Raw genomic sequence first — 14,184 nt, forward strand, 5'->3', positions numbered from 1 at the left:
AACCACACTTTGCCGTGCACCGGTCAATGGATCGGGTTAATGATAATTCATTCCCTTTAGCAAGCCATACCGCGCCGATTGCCATCGCACTCGGAACAGAGGATAGCCAACCCGCAGGCAGCATGTGAATTTAATGTGCGTACACATCTGATAGAGCAGATCAACGAAATGACCCTTCGTAAATCCACATTCGCACCTTTGAGCAGAATTTTCGCTTTCGCCATTGAACTGGATGGAGTCGACCGTGTTCTGTCTGTCGTTCGGCGGCATCTCGGCATGGACGTAGCCTTTGTGGCCCGATTCCGGGAAGCGGATCGGGTGCTGGAGCATGTGGACGAGAGCACTGCCGGAGTGATTTTTCGGCATCAGAAGATTCCATTGAGCGAGGGCTATTGCCAGAAAGTGGTCAATGGCGAGTTGCCAGAGCTGATTCCCGACACATCCCTGTTACCCGCTGCCCAGGAGATACCGGAAACGCACACCATTCCTATCGGTTCGCACCTGAGCGTCCCCATCCGTCTGGATGACAACCAACTGTTCGGCACTTTGTGCTGCTTCAGCCACCAGCCCAATCCTGCGCTGAGTGTGCACGATATGTCGCTGCTGCGCGCATTCTCCGATTTATTGGGACTTCATTTCAGTGCAACTTCTGCCGTCCGGCATGCAAGAGACAAAGTAACCCACGAAATTCGACTTGCAATGCAAGGCAATGCGCTGCGCCCTGTATTTCAGCCCGTATACACCATCGCGACAGGAAAGCTGCACGGCTTCGAATGTCTGTCACGCTTTGACCTGGAGCCACGTCGCCCGCCCGACCAGTGGTTCAAGGCAGCGCACGAGGTGGGGCTGGGGCTGGAGCTGGAGCGCCATGCGATCGACACAGCACTTGGCGCGCTCGGAAGCCTGCCCACCGACTGGCTGGTCGCCGTCAACTGCTCACCGCAGTTGATCCAGTCGGGGCAGTTGCCCAGGCTTCTGGGTTCGGATCGGGATCTCTCACGCGTGACGCTGGAAATCACGGAGCATGCCGCCGTGGATGACTACAGGGCTTTGGCCGATGCCCTGGCGCCGCTGCGGCGCCGGGGCGCGACCTTGGCAGTCGACGATGCGGGGGCCGGCTACTCCAGCATGCGGCACATCCTGCATCTGCAACCAGACATGATCAAGCTGGACATGAGCATCACGCACGATGTCGATACCGACCGCAGCCGCCGTGCGCTGGCCAAGGGCCTCACGAGCTTCGCGCACGAGATAGGAAGCGTGGTGGTTGCCGAGGGTGTGGAGACAGCCGAGGAATTCAACACTCTGGCGAGCCTGGGCGTGGATTTGGCCCAGGGCTACTTTTTTGCCAAGCCGATAGGGCCGCAAGAGGCGCTGGCAATGGGCGCTGCAATATAGACCACGATCTTCCAGCAGGCATCCTCGTCTGGCTGCCGGCCGCCTGTTGGCCGAAACCGCCGAAGGCAGTACCCAGCCACCAATTGACCGAAATCAAGCGCCACCGGCAATTGCGCCCGGCCGCCACGCACTCGGCGCATAATCTTTCGCATTCTTTCCCCCAGCCCATCCGCCATTGCAGGTCTGCATGCGGCAGGCGCGCCCAGCGGCCATCGCGGCGCTCCAGCATTTCCCCAGACTTCCAGCAAGTGCCTCTTGGCAGGCGGCCATGGGCATGCCTACGGTGAACCCAGATGGAAGTTTTGCAGCAACTCGAACCCCTCATGCGCGAGATCATCGCGCCCCAGGCCGCGCAGATTGACGAGCAGGCGCGCTACCCGCGCGCAGCGCTGGATGCGCTGGCCGCAGCCGGCCTGCTGGGCCTGATCAGCGCCAGCGAGGTGGGTGGGCGGGGCAAGGGCCTGGCCGAGGCGGTACAGGTGATCGAGCGCATTGCCCAGGACTGCCCCTGCACGGCCATGGTGCTGACCATGCACTACTGCGGCGTGGCACTGATCGAGCCCTTTGCCGATGACGAAGTGCGCCGCGACATTGCCGCCGGCCGCCACATCACCACGCTGGCCGTGTCCGAGGCCGGATCGCGCAGCCATATCTGGGCGCCCACGGGCACGGCCACCGCTGCCGAAGATGTCATCCACCTGAATGCGCTCAAGAGCATGATCACCTCGGCCGGCGAGGCCGATTCCTATGTCTGGATCTCGCGCGCCACGCAGGGCGAGGGCAATACGCTATGGCTGGTGGACAGCCGGCTGCCGGGGCTGTCCATTCCCGGGCGCTTCAACGGCATGGGGCTGCGCGGCAATGCGTCGTCGCCCATCGAGGCGCGTGATGTGGGCGTGCCGCGCGCCCGCATGCTGGGCGCCGATGGCGAGGGCGAGGCCGTGAAGGGCCGCCACCTGATGCCGTTTTTCCCCACGCTGATCGCCACCACCTCCATCGGCCTGATGCAGGGCGCACTGCGCCGCGCCGTGGCCCATGTGGCGGGCACGCGCTTTGCGGAAAGCGGCAGCTCGCTGGCCGACCTGCCCACCATCCGCGCCTACCTGGCCCGCGCCCAGCTTCGCCTGGAACAGGCCCGCCTGCTGCGCGACGACACCGTGGCCGCCGTGCAGGCCGCCCGAGCCGACACGCGCACGCGACTGCTGCAGACCAAGGCCGCCGCCGCCGAAGCCGCGCTGGAGGTGACCGACATTGCCATGCGCGTGTGCGGTGGCGCCGCCTTCCGCAAGGAGCTGGGCATAGAGCGCCTGTTCCGCGATGCGCGTGCCGCCTCGGTCATGGCGCCCACCACCGACGTGATCTACGACATGCTCGGCAAAGGCATGTGCGACGCCGCCGCCTGAACCTGAACGGCAGAACCCGTCGATCGCTTCACCACCCTCCCCCATCCAGCAAAGGACTTCCGAATGACGACAACCGCCCCCGTGATCAAGCTCGGCGCCGTGGCCTACGCCCCCAAGGTGATCACCATCTGGGAAGGCTTCAAGGCGTATTTCATCGAGCGCGGCTACTACTTCGACTACGTGCTCTATTCCAACTACGAGTCGCTGACCGAGGCGCTGATCGCAGGCGATGTGCACCTGGCCTGGAACTCGCCGCTGGCCTTTGTGCGTGCCGACCGCATGGCCCGCGCGCGCGGCCTGCGCGTGGAGTCCATCGCCATGCGCGATACCGACCTGGACCTGCATTCGCTGCTGGTCGTGCCCGCCGACAGCCCCATCCAGAGCGTGCAGGACCTGCGCGGCAAGACCGTGGGATTCGGTGCGGTGGACTCGCCCCAGGCCACGCTGATCCCGCTGGACCATCTGCGCCAGGAAGGGCTGGTGGCCGGGCGCGACTACACGGCGCGCCGCTTCGACGTGCTGGGCGGCAAGCATGGCGACCACATCGGCGGCGAGCGCCTGGCCGCCGCCGCCATGGTGGCCGGCGAGATCCAGGCATCGTGGATGGTTGGCAAGAACTACCAGGCCTTTGCGCGCGAGGGCACGCTGCCGGCCGGTGGCACGCGCGTGCTGGCCACCTCGGGCGCGTTCGACCACTGCAACATGACGGCCGGCCCGCACATCGATGCCGAACGCGCCGCCGCCTTCCGCGACATCCTGCTGGCCATGTCCTGGGACGACGCGGCCGTGCGCCCGCTGCTGGAACTGGAAGGCCTGAAAGTCTGGCACCCGGGCCGAGGCACGGGCTACGGCCTGCTGGAACGCGCGGTGACGGACGAGGCCTTCTACGACGCCGAAGGCCGCATCACCGTGCAGGACTACCGTTACTGACACGCGCCATGGCCATGCCCGATTCCTCCAGTCCCGCCCAGCCACTGACCGATATGCCGGTCGCCGATCTGCCTGTCATCGACCTGCAGGGCCTGGGCTTCGATGCCGGTGCCCATCTTCTGGTCAAGCACGCGCTGGCCGCGCTGCCCGTGGGCGGGCAGCTGCGCGTAACCGGCAGCGCGCCGGGCTGGCAGGCCCAGCTGTCGGGCTGGTGCCGCGACCAGGGCCACGGCCTGCGCTGGGAGGACGGCGCGGGTGCTGCACAGGCCATGGCCATCGTCGCGCGCGGCGGCGCCCAGGCCGGGCGCTGGCGCGGCGCGGCGCACACGGGCCGCAGCGATGCACGCGCGGGCAGCGATGCCGTGGCCGCGCAGGCCCAGCCGTTCTGGGGCCTGGCGGCGCGGGGCGCGCAGGTGGAAGCCGGGGCTCCGGCCTTCCATTTCCGGCTCAGCGACAAGCTGCAGGTCTGGACCGACAGCGCCGCCGACCTCTACGCCCAGGCCGTGGCCGCGCAGTGGAATGCCGACACCGACATCGACTGGTGCGATGCACCCGAGCTGCCCGCTCCCGTGGAGGACGCCATCGTCCAGCTCATGACCTATATGGTGGAGAACGAGAACGCGGCCCTGCTGGTGCCTGCGCGCTTCCTGGGCCAGTTGCACCCGCACTACCGCGAGCTGCAGGCGGCGCTGGCCATCCAGGTGGCCGACGAGGCGCGACATATCGATGTCTTCACGCGCCGCATCCGCCGCCACGGCCGCGAGCCCGCCCTGTCCACGGCGGGCGGTCAGGCCTCGCTCAAGAGCCTGCTGGACGAGACGGATTTTTCCGTGGCGGGCTTTTTGCTGTCGGTGCTGGGCGAAGGTACCTTCGTGCACCTGCTGCAGTTCCTGCAGACCGAGGCGCCCGACCCCCTCACCCGCCAGATCTGCCGCCTGGCCGCGCGCGACGAGGCGCGCCATGTGGCCCTGGGCATGTCCCACCTGCTGTACCGCCTGCAGCACGAGCCCGGCTTCCAGCACCAGCTGGCCCAGGCCGTGGAGCAGCGCTTCGACAACCTGGCCGGCACCTCGGGCCTGAACGAGGAAGTCTTCGACGCCCTGATCCTCATCGCCGCCGGCGCCCTCACCCCCGAAGCCCTGGCCCGGGGCGCCGCCCGCGTGCAGCAGCTCATGCGCGACATGGCCGATGGCCGGTTTTCCAAGCTGCTGCGGCTGGGGTTCGAGCGGGAACACGCAGAGCGGCTGGCTTCGCTGCATACGAGAAATTTCATGTAGACGGGGCACAGCCCACTTGAAGGCTGCGCAAGCACCCTCAATTCCGGCGAATGAAGCTCAAGCGCGTGCTCTTCTACTGCCTGCTGCCTTTCGCAGTGGCGCTCGCGCTTGTCGGGTTTCCCATGCCGGTGGCACCGCCCCGCGCGACCAAGGCGGGCCAGGAGCAGTCTGCGCCTGCACAAGAGCGGCGTTGAGCTGCGGGAGCATTTCTCGCACGACGAGGCCCGAACGGCAGCCTCAATCCACCATCAATTTATTGTTGTTCAGCAGCTGGGTGATGATCTGCTGATCCGTGGTGGCACCGGAATACAGCGTCTGCAGATTCACGCCTTCCAGGATGATCTGCTGTGTCTCGGCCGATGCCCAGTAGCTTGCACCCACCGCATGGGAGTCTGCACCGAAGCCGCCCGCGTGGCTGACATGGACCCAGGTATCGCCCCCCGTGATCTCGAAGTGCAGGGGTTCCCGCGGCAGCCGTGATGTATTCGTTGGCCGAGCTGCCCGCATAGCCGCCGCTCTCCACTGATCCTGATCGACAGGGTCTACGAGCCATCCGTATCCACCAGCTTCGTGGTGATCGGAAACCTGACGCTGGTCCCGCCTGTGCCGTGCGCGATGGCCAGCGCGGACTTCAGGACAACGACCGAAGGAGCGCTGGCCGCTCCAACTGACAGATTGACCGTTGCGGTACTGGTAGCGCCGTGCTCATCGCTGACGGTGTAGAGAAATCTGGCCGGTCCTTCGTAGCCTGCAGCGGGCGTGAACAGCACCCCGCCCGCCTGCGATGCAAGGCTGCCATTGACCGGCGCATGAACCGAGGTGATGGTCAGGTTGACACCGTCAGCATCCGTGTCGTTGGCCAGCAGCGTGGCAAAGCTGATGCTCAGCGGGATGTCCGTGGCAACCATCAATTGATCTGCCACGGCGACCGGTGCATCGTTCACGGGAGTGACCGTGATGGAAACGGTGACGATGTTTCCCATGGCCTGCCCGTCGCTGGCACGGTAGGTGAAGCTATCGGAAGTCGTCTCGCTGCCGTTGTGGGTGTAGCCGAAGGTGCCATTCGCATTCAGGGCCAAGGTTCCGTGCACAGGACCTGTCACCAGCACCGCGACGAGCGGATCGCCGTCAGGATCCGTGTCGTTGGCCAGCAGGCTGGGCGAGCCCCCCACCAACACGGTGGCTGTGCTCCCTTCGGCCACGGAAATCGAATCCGCCACGGCCACCGGAGGCTGATTGCCGGCAGGCGCTGCTTGAACAGTCACCGTCACGCTGGCCGTGGCGGAACCGCCATTGCCGTCGCTGATGGTGTAGGTGAAGCTGTCCTTGCCGGAAAACCAGCTGTTCGGCGCATAGACAGGGTTGCCCGTGATGGCATCGATCACCACGGAGCCTTGTGCGCCCTGGCTCACGCCGGTGACGGTGAGGCTGTCGCCATCGGCATCCGTGTCATTGCTGCGCACGGCAATGGTGACTGGCGTAGCAGCGCTGGTGGCAGCTGTATCGCTGTGGGCCACGGGCGCCCGGTTCACGGAAATGCTCAACGTGCTGGATGCTCCTGTCTGCGTGGCATAGCCGATGACCAGAGGGTAGTTGCCGCTGTAGCCAGCATCCGCCTGGAAGGTGAATGCGCCGTTGGGCTGCAGCGCCAAAGTGCCTCGCCCGGCCACGGTCCTGGAACTGCCCGCCGCCACGGTCTGGCCTTCATAGGTGAAGCGGGTGACGGTCAGCGGGCCATCCGGATCGGCGTCGTTGACCAGCACGTTGCCCGTGCCTTGCCCTCCCGGGGCCACCTTCACGGTATCGGGGACGAGCACGCTGGGATGGCTGCCGCGCACGGTATCCGCCGCCTCGGCGCACAGTTGCGCCACGTCCACCCAGCAGGAATCGCCCGCCTCCAGCGCGGCGCCGACTGCGCAGGCGCTGCCGGGACGTGGGGCCGTCGAGGGAATCGCGCCGGGCACGCCCAGCGGAAAGCAGGTGTTCCACACAGGGTGCGTGATGCCGGTGATTTTCAGCCGCACCGATGTCTGGTTGCGATAGACCACGGGCAGGAATCCCTGCGGTGCGCCATCGGCACCCAGCGCTGTCGTCTGCACGGGAACGGTGAGCGTCTCGCCTGCGGCCTGGCTGAAGGCTTCCTGCAATTCCTGAATCTGGGCCTGCACCCGCTCGCCCCAGACCGCCGTGGCCGCGGTCACGACAACAGCACCGCCCATGGCCCAGGCACGCAGGCCGACCAGGGAGATCCGCCCTTTTTGCACACCCCGCACAAGGCAGGCCCCCAAAGCCAACGCCAGCAGCGCAAGAGCGCCAGGGTGGTCCACAGGAATCGCCGTCGGCGTCACGGCTGCCAGCGGTGCCACCGTGATGCTCTGGGCCTGGGCGGCCGGCAAGGCAACGGCAGCAGCAAGAGCGCTGCACGCCTGTACGAAGCCGACGCCACGAGCGGGGAAATGGAAACGTTGCAGCATGGGCCTTGCCGGAAAAGACGAACAGAAAAGACAAGGCAGACCTTTGCGCCGCCTTGGGGCTGGTTACAAATGACTGCTCTGCTGACGACTTCTTACTTTATCCGGTCGCCTGCATCGCGCACATACCTGAAAACAGGTAATTGCATAGATCACTCCACGCCACGGCTTGCGGATATTCGCCCGTGTGCTTGAAAGGCACAGCATGCGCAGGGCCCTGCGCACAGACCATCATCGTGCCGGGCCTGGAGCACCCATTGCAGGCCATTGACTGCGGCATAGTCTTTTGCTTTATTCGTCCCTTCAAGTGGCGCTTGCGCCTGTCGCGCTTCCCAGCCGGTCGATCATGAAAGAATGCCGGCTTCTCACCAAACCCCGGCTGATTGCACCCAGCGCGCTGCCCCTGCATCCATGACCACCGAACAGTCCCAGGCGAAATGTGCCTTTGCAATCGGCCTGCTGCTTTTGCTGCCTGCCACTTGGTCCTTTTTCAGCGCCATCTGGTCGGCGACAAGCACAGGGGAAGTGCTTGTCATCAGCATCCACAGATTTCGGACGGAGCGGGTATTCGTTTCCTGGCTGGAAGGGTGGCCCAGGTTTGCCGGACCCGGCCTGCTCGTGGCGTCGCTGCTGCTGTGGTGGCTGCAGGGCGTCCACAGCAGCCCAAGGAATTGGCAGGCACCAGGAGTCTGCGCACTCGCGGGCCTGGGCCTGTTGCTGTTCTCCAAATGGTTTGCAGCGTGGAGCGGTGCGGCGCTCTTCCTTGGCTGCGCCACGTGCTGCGTATTGGCCGCGTTCGTGAACCATCGGTACAGCCAGGGGTTGGCTGCGGCCCTGCTTCTTGCCTCTGCAGCCGCGCTGCTGTGGCTCCTTGGCTGAGGCCAAGGCGCGCAAAGCCCACGAAGGGCCATGCGCAGCAGACTGCAGAGGCAGGGCGCCTTCGCCAGCCGCCAGTGGACGGGATGGCGCCATGGCCAGGCAGTAGGGATCGCCACTTCCTCGGCCAGTGGCTCGCCCTTGCCGGGGCGCCTCAAACCCAGGTCCAGCTCTCCGGCGCGCAGGGCGCGCAGTTGCTGCGAGGTGATCATCTCGCGGGCTTCCACGCGCATGTTCCAGCCGGTGTCGGCAATGCGGGGCCGGTGGTACAGGCAGGCAGCCGGCCCAGCTCGGTGCTGCTGGGCATATCGCACGCCTTCTGATTGCCGGGACAGGCGCGGCCAGCGCCTGCCATGCCGACATGGCAGCCTGGCTGGAGCCTGTGCGCTGTAACAACCCCATGAAAACCAGGGAATATTTCACCTATTTGAATGGATTTTTCCAATCAGAAAAAGCCTGTCCAATCAGTGAATTAGGCGATTTAAAAGAGAGAAAGTTTCGCAAAAGGACAAGTGGCTGCGCAATCCGGCAAGAAAAATAAAAACCAAATGTAAACAATTGTTTGTTCAACCTGTAAGATTCTTCCAGTCAATCAGTGTTTCCCAGGAGGTGTTCTGAAACACCTTGCCGATGAACTCATCGGGAAAATGCATCACACCCGCCTGTTCATTGATTTTTTCATATAAGAATTCTTACTCATTCAATCTTTTGACGCACCACATCCACGGCCACCAAGATGAGAGCGCATCCAGATTATGGAGAACAATATCCGACCATCACCAGCAAGCCGATACTGGATATAAAAAAATCAGCCGGGCCGAGGAACTGCTACAGGCATGCAAATGGCCCGAGCCTTCCATATATCCCATGCTGGTGCTCAGATATGTGCAAGAGGCACAGGCCATCTTCGAGCTGCACCGCATGCCTGACCGCGTGGTCTCATGCCGCATTGCGGCCGCCTTCATCCATTGTCAACTTGGCGAGGAGCGCAATGCGATTGCACTGGCCACTGCGGCAATGGCCAATCCCGCGCTGCTGCAGCCGGAATCCATGGCCTGCGCCACCTATGTGAGGGCGCTGGCGCACAGCCGGCTCGGTGAGCTGGATACCGCGCTGCAATTGATCGAAGGCAAGGACCATGATTTCGCATTGATGGCGCCAGGCGTCACGCCCTGGCTGTCCGCCCTGATCAATTGGGCCAGGGCGCAGATTCTGTGGAAGATCTATCTCTACAAGAATCACCAGAATCTGTGGTGCGGCCCGCCCCCGGATTCAGGCCTGGTCCAGCTCGGTGCCGCGGCACCCGACAGCGCCGACCTGCAGGCGCTGCTGGAACGGGTCGGCCGCCAGCTGCCAGCGGGCCTGGCATGGCCCTACAGCGATTTGCTGCAGCTCTCGGTCAAAGGGCTGGATGCGGGCCGCCGCGAAGCCGCTTGCGTGATCCGTGCCATTGAAGGCATCGGCGTCCGCCACCAGATCAAGAACCCGCCGATTGCCGGCTGGGCCTGGCTCAGCAGCGCACTGGTGCACTGCAGCAAGCGCCAGTATGCCCAGGCCCTGCAGGCGGTGGTGCTGGCAAAGTCCACGGCCCAGACCTACCAGCTCGAGGGCCTGTACCGCAATGCCCTGGTCTACGAGTACCACATACAGGAGACGCAGGGCGATTTTGCAGGCGCCCTGTCCACGCTGAAGGCGCTGAACATCATGCGGCTCAAGAGCATGGCCATCAGCCCCTATCTGGAGAAATCCAGATTCACGGCGATGGACGAGGCACGGCTGCACGATCTGGAACCCGCCTATGTCAAGCGCGCCCTCCAATACATACAAGAAAACCTGGACAAGAAACTACCGATCCAGACCATTGCCGACCATTGCCGCGTCAGCCGGCGCACATTGGAGGTTTCCTTTCGCAACAGCCGGTCGTGCAGTATCGGAGAATATATAAGACAAAGCCGTATCCATCTTGCGGCCGAATCGCTGCTGACCACCGACCAGAGCATAGGACAGATTTCTTCGCAGCTGGGTTATTCCTCGCTCTCATCATTTTCCAGAGATTTCTCCGGACATTATGGAATACCACCGTCTCTCTGGGTACGCCATCATCGATTGGCGTGACCCGGATTCTTATGCAATGCGGCCCGATTGCATGGCACGCAGCCATATTGAATACTGAAAGGAATACGCATGACATACCTGAAAAACATGAAGACGGGCTCCATGTTGGGTCTGGGATTTTCGATTCTCATTGCCATTGCGCTATCGATCGCGCTGTATGGCCGCGCCCAGCTGGTGCAGGCCTCCGATGATGTGTCCTACCTGGCCGACACGCGGATCACCAGCCTGCTCAGGCTGGTGGAGATCAAGGGCTCGGTGGAGTTCATCTTTCGCGGCGTGCGCAGCATGGCGCTGATGGAGGACGCCGCGGAAAAGAAGCTGGCCAAGGCCGCGCTGGATGCACAGCGCCAGAAGATCGGCCAGCTGATGGAGAAGTTCCGCGAAGGCCTGAGCACACCGCAGGGCGTTGCCCTGTACGACAACATGAAGAACGCGCGCATTGCCTATCTGCCGCTGCTCGACCAGTTCATGGAGGCGGCCACGCGCCACGACCTGCAGGCCGTCTCGGCCATGCTCGGCGAAAGCGGGGAGTTCCGCAAACGCCAGGACGCGTTCTTCACCTCCATCAATGACATCCTGGCCCATCAACAGGTGCGTGCCACGGAAACGGCGCATGCTTCCGAGGAAAAATCCCTGGCTGCCGGGCGGCTGATGCTGTCCCTGGCGCTGGCCGCCCTGGCCACGGGCGCGCTGGTGGGCTGGGCCATCACGCGCCGCATCACGGGCCTGCTGGGCGGGGAGCCCGCCTACGCGGCGCAGATCACGCAGGAAGTCGCCAAGGGCAACCTGGCGGTGGCCGTGGCGCTGCGGCCCGGTGACACTACCAGCCTGCTGGCTGCGCTGGACTCCATGCGCGCGAGCCTGGCCGACATCGTCAGCCAGGTGCGCCACAGCAGCGAATCGATTGCCACGGGCGCCAGCCAGATCGCCTCGGGCAATGCCGACCTGAGCGCACGCACGGAAGAACAGGCCGCCAACCTGGAGGAAACGGCCGCCTCCATGGAGCAGATGACCGCCACCATCCAGCAGAACGTGGACACGGTGCGCAGTGCCTCGGGTCTGGCCCAGTCGGCCAGCGCAACGGCCGTGCACGGCGGCGAGGTGGTGCATGGCGTGGTCAGCACCATGGAGGACATCACGCACAGCTCGCGCAAGATCGAGGAAATCATCGGCGTGATCGACGCCATCGCCTTCCAGACCAACATCCTCGCGCTCAACGCCGCCGTGGAGGCCGCGCGTGCCGGGGAACAAGGCAAGGGCTTTGCGGTGGTCGCCTCGGAGGTGCGCTCCCTGGCCCAGCGCTGCGCCAACGCGGCCAAGGAGATCAAGGGCCTGATCAGCGAGAGCGTGGGCAAGGTCGCCGCCGGCTCCCGCCAGGTGGCCGAGGCCGGCAGCACCATGAACGACATCGTCACCCAGACGCACCGCGTGGCCGAACTGATCTCCGACATCGGTGCCTCCACGCAGGAGCAGTCCCAAGGCGTGACCCAGGTCAGCGATGCGGTGCAGCAACTGGATCAGGTGACACAGCAGAACGCCTCCCTGGTGGAAGAGTCCGCAGCCGCCGCCGACAGCCTGAACCGGCAGGCCGCGCAGTTGGTGCAACTGGTCAGCGTGTTCCGGCTGGATGAGAGCGCAGCCCGCGCACAGGCCATGTCGATGTCGGTGGCAACGGCCGCGCCGGCACGCGCAAAGACCGTCCAACCTTCCCCAGCGCTGGCACCCGCCGCGCCCCGCACCCAGCCCTTGCGCGCGGCAGCGGCTGCGGCCTCCAGCGCGCCTTTGGCGCTGCCTGCCAGGACCACGGCACCCCGCCGCGCCACGGCGGCCGAGATGGCGGAGGAGTGGGAACAGTTCTAGGACAGGCTCAGCGCATCACCAGTCCGCCATCGACGAACAGCACCTGTCCCGTCATGAAGCCGCTCAGTTCCGAGGCCAGGAACAGCACCGGCCCCGCCACGTCTTCGGGGCTTGCCAGGCGGCGCAGCGGCGTGGCGGCCATCAGCGATTCTCGGAAGGACTCGCGCGTGTCCTGCGTGCCCTGCGTGGGATAGACCAGGCCCGGCGCAACGCAGTTGACGCGTATGCCCACGGGCCCCAGCTCGCTGGCCAGGTTGCGGCTGAAGGCCACCAGCGAGGCCTTGGCCGTGGTGTAGTCGTGGTAGGGCACGACGGGGTGCTCCACCAGGTTGCTGGCGATGTTGACGATGCTGCCCCGCGCCCGCTGGCGCATCTGCGGCAGAACCGCGCGACAGACATTGAAGGCCGCGCCCACGGCACCGTCGTACTGGGCCTGGTAGTCGCTCCATTGCAGGTCGTCGAAGCGGCGGCGGCGCTCGGGGTCGAAGGCGTAGGGTTTGAAGGCGTTGTTGACCACGATGTCGATGGCACCCGCCTCGCGCGCCACGGCATCGGCCATGGCCAGCACCGCAGGCTGCGAGCCCACGTCGGCCTTCACGGCCCAGGCGTCGCCGCCTGACTCCTGGCCCGCCGCCTGGCAGGCCGCCACGGTGCGGGCAGCGGCCTCATCGTTGGACAGGTGGTTGACCACCACGGTGGCACCCTCGCGCGCAAAGGCGATGGCAATGGCCGCGCCTATGCCGCGGCCGGCGCCGGTGACCAGCACCACCTTGCCTTGCAGTCCCAGGGAAGACGGCTGTGCCATCTCAGGCCCCGGGCAGCAGGCTGGTGTCCACCACGTCGGACACCTTGATCTGCCTTTGCACCATGCCCAGCGCGCGGTAGGCGTCGGCGCCCTTTTGCAGGGCGGCCAGGTCGAAGCTGCCCAGCGGCTTGCCGGCCTGCAGCGGCTGCGAAGACGCATTGCGCAGACGGATCACGTCCAGGTTGATATCGCGCTGGGTGCCGTCGATGGCGTGCTTGCCGGCCAGCGTGGCGGCCTCATCGGGGTTGGCCATCATCCAGGCGGCGCTGTCGCGGTAGCCCTTGAGGAAGGCGCGCAGCAGGTCCTTCTTGTCGCGCAGCGTGTCCTCGCGCACCACGAACATGTCGCTGGAGATGTTGAGGTGATCGCGCACCTGCATCACATCGACCTCGCCAATACCCTTGCGCAGGCCCACGGCCAGGCCGGTGTCGGTGGCGGCCGTGGCATCGACCTGACCCTGCATCAGCGGCGCGAAGTTGAGCAGGCCGGTGACGACGATGGTCACGTCCGATTCCTTGAGGCCGGCCTGGTGCAGCATCACCAGCAGGTTCTGGCGCGTGCCGCTGGACAGGCTGTAGACGCCGATCTTCTTGCCCTTGAGGTCGGCCGGCTTGCGGATGCCTGCCGACTTGAGCGAGACCACGTTGAACACGTTCTGCGGGTAGATGTCGTAGATGGCGACCAGCTTCTCGCCCTTGTCCAGCGCCATGAAGAAGGAGCCGGGATCGGTGAAGGCCACGTCGGCCTGGCCGCTGAGCATGTTGCGGATGGCGTCGCCGCCGCCTGCGCCGGGCAGGTAGGCCAGCTCCACGCCCTGGGCCTTGAAGAAGCCCTTGTCGGGCTCGGCCAGGATGTTGGTGATCTCGCTGATGGGCTTGCTCCATCCGGCCAGGCGGATCTTGCCCTGGGCAGGCGCGGCCGCTGCCGAGGTGCCGGCCAGAGCCAGGCCTGCCAGGCCAGCGGTGGCGCCCAGCAGGCTGCGGCGGGTGAGGAAGGGGGATTGCGGTGTGTGCATGGCGCTTTGGGAAAAGGTTTCGGGAGTGTTCAGT

At 65.0% G+C, this 14,184-nt stretch carries 12 protein-coding genes; 8 read left to right on the top strand and 4 right to left on the bottom strand.

What is annotated here, in order from left to right; translation table 11 throughout:
• Positions 1 to 168: 168 nt before the first annotated feature.
• The 5 genes from A9976_RS28910 (at position 169) to A9976_RS28930 (ending at position 5,202) form a co-directional block, all read left to right on the top strand.
• The gene (locus tag A9976_RS28910; protein WP_183021817.1) at positions 169 to 1,398 is read left to right on the top strand and encodes an EAL domain-containing protein; all 1,230 of its coding nucleotides are present in this window, start codon (positions 169 to 171) and stop codon (positions 1,396 to 1,398) included.
• A 293-nt stretch (positions 1,399 to 1,691) separates the two neighbouring features.
• Positions 1,692 to 2,801, top strand: a complete 1,110-nt coding sequence (locus A9976_RS28915; protein ID WP_183021818.1) for an acyl-CoA dehydrogenase family protein — start codon at positions 1,692 to 1,694, stop codon at positions 2,799 to 2,801.
• A 63-nt stretch (positions 2,802 to 2,864) separates the two neighbouring features.
• Positions 2,865 to 3,731 carry a phosphate/phosphite/phosphonate ABC transporter substrate-binding protein gene (locus A9976_RS28920; protein WP_013801769.1) on the top strand — a complete coding sequence of 289 codons (867 nt, stop codon included), beginning with the start codon at positions 2,865 to 2,867 and terminating at the stop codon, positions 3,729 to 3,731.
• Between the two features lie 8 nt (positions 3,732 to 3,739).
• On the top strand, positions 3,740 to 5,008 hold the full coding sequence (locus A9976_RS28925) for a ferritin-like domain-containing protein (RefSeq protein ID WP_183021819.1): 1,269 nt from the start codon (positions 3,740 to 3,742) through the stop codon (positions 5,006 to 5,008).
• 50 nt (positions 5,009 to 5,058) lie between these two features.
• Positions 5,059 to 5,202 carry a hypothetical protein gene (locus A9976_RS28930; protein WP_183021820.1) on the top strand — a complete coding sequence of 48 codons (144 nt, stop codon included), beginning with the start codon at positions 5,059 to 5,061 and terminating at the stop codon, positions 5,200 to 5,202.
• A gap of 43 nt (positions 5,203 to 5,245) precedes the next feature.
• On the opposite strand, the gene A9976_RS31665 is transcribed toward A9976_RS28930, so the two are convergent.
• Positions 5,246 to 5,515, bottom strand: coding sequence for a type I secretion C-terminal target domain-containing protein (locus tag A9976_RS31665; RefSeq protein WP_259649354.1), 270 nt, complete (start codon positions 5,513 to 5,515; stop codon positions 5,246 to 5,248).
• A gap of 35 nt (positions 5,516 to 5,550) precedes the next feature.
• Positions 5,551 to 7,482 (bottom strand): midcut-by-XrtH protein, encoded by a 1,932-nt coding sequence (locus A9976_RS28935; protein WP_259649355.1) that lies wholly within the window; start codon positions 7,480 to 7,482, stop codon positions 5,551 to 5,553.
• 408 nt (positions 7,483 to 7,890) lie between these two features.
• Here A9976_RS28935 and A9976_RS28940 point away from each other — a divergent pair, with 408 nt between their 5' ends.
• The 3 genes from A9976_RS28940 to A9976_RS28950 all read left to right on the top strand — a co-directional run bounded on the left by A9976_RS28940 (position 7,891) and on the right by A9976_RS28950 (position 12,330).
• Positions 7,891 to 8,358, top strand: a complete 468-nt coding sequence (locus tag A9976_RS28940; RefSeq protein WP_183021821.1) for a hypothetical protein — start codon at positions 7,891 to 7,893, stop codon at positions 8,356 to 8,358.
• A gap of 627 nt (positions 8,359 to 8,985) precedes the next feature.
• Positions 8,986 to 10,470 carry a helix-turn-helix domain-containing protein gene (locus A9976_RS28945; RefSeq protein WP_259649356.1) on the top strand — a complete coding sequence of 495 codons (1,485 nt, stop codon included), beginning with the start codon at positions 8,986 to 8,988 and terminating at the stop codon, positions 10,468 to 10,470.
• Between the two features lie 69 nt (positions 10,471 to 10,539).
• Positions 10,540 to 12,330 (top strand): methyl-accepting chemotaxis protein, encoded by a 1,791-nt coding sequence (locus A9976_RS28950; protein WP_183021822.1) that lies wholly within the window; start codon positions 10,540 to 10,542, stop codon positions 12,328 to 12,330.
• Between the two features lie 7 nt (positions 12,331 to 12,337).
• Here A9976_RS28950 and A9976_RS28955 read toward each other — a convergent pair whose 3' ends face one another.
• Together A9976_RS28955 and A9976_RS28960 are read right to left on the bottom strand one after the other, a co-directional pair.
• Positions 12,338 to 13,135 carry an SDR family oxidoreductase gene (locus tag A9976_RS28955; protein ID WP_183021823.1) on the bottom strand — a complete coding sequence of 266 codons (798 nt, stop codon included), beginning with the start codon at positions 13,133 to 13,135 and terminating at the stop codon, positions 12,338 to 12,340.
• A 1-nt stretch (position 13,136) separates the two neighbouring features.
• Positions 13,137 to 14,150: an ABC transporter substrate-binding protein gene (locus tag A9976_RS28960; protein WP_016453237.1), complete on the bottom strand. Its 1,014-nt coding sequence runs from the start codon at positions 14,148 to 14,150 to the stop codon at positions 13,137 to 13,139.
• Between the last annotated feature and the right edge of the window lie 34 nt (positions 14,151 to 14,184).

Origin of the sequence: Delftia sp. UME58 (assembly GCF_014170385.1) — a bacterium.
In the GTDB taxonomy this organism is placed as follows: Bacteria; Pseudomonadota; Gammaproteobacteria; order Burkholderiales; family Burkholderiaceae_C; genus Comamonas; species Comamonas acidovorans.

Coding starts and splice junctions, on each gene's coding strand:
- A9976_RS28920 (WP_013801769.1), top strand. CDS start 2,865: ATGACGACAACCGCCCCCGTGATCAAGCTCGGCGCCGTGGCCTACGCC.
- A9976_RS28925 (WP_183021819.1), top strand. CDS start 3,740: ATGGCCATGCCCGATTCCTCCAGTCCCGCCCAGCCACTGACCGATATG.
- A9976_RS31665 (WP_259649354.1), bottom strand. CDS start 5,515: ATGCGGGCAGCTCGGCCAACGAATACATCACGGCTGCCGCGGGAACCC.
- A9976_RS28930 (WP_183021820.1), top strand. CDS start 5,059: ATGAAGCTCAAGCGCGTGCTCTTCTACTGCCTGCTGCCTTTCGCAGTG.
- A9976_RS28915 (WP_183021818.1), top strand. CDS start 1,692: ATGGAAGTTTTGCAGCAACTCGAACCCCTCATGCGCGAGATCATCGCG.
- A9976_RS28955 (WP_183021823.1), bottom strand. CDS start 13,135: ATGGCACAGCCGTCTTCCCTGGGACTGCAAGGCAAGGTGGTGCTGGTC.
- A9976_RS28940 (WP_183021821.1), top strand. CDS start 7,891: ATGACCACCGAACAGTCCCAGGCGAAATGTGCCTTTGCAATCGGCCTG.
- A9976_RS28960 (WP_016453237.1), bottom strand. CDS start 14,150: ATGCACACACCGCAATCCCCCTTCCTCACCCGCCGCAGCCTGCTGGGC.
- A9976_RS28945 (WP_259649356.1), top strand. CDS start 8,986: ATGAACTCATCGGGAAAATGCATCACACCCGCCTGTTCATTGATTTTT.
- A9976_RS28935 (WP_259649355.1), bottom strand. CDS start 7,482: ATGCTGCAACGTTTCCATTTCCCCGCTCGTGGCGTCGGCTTCGTACAG.
- A9976_RS28950 (WP_183021822.1), top strand. CDS start 10,540: ATGACATACCTGAAAAACATGAAGACGGGCTCCATGTTGGGTCTGGGA.
- A9976_RS28910 (WP_183021817.1), top strand. CDS start 169: ATGACCCTTCGTAAATCCACATTCGCACCTTTGAGCAGAATTTTCGCT.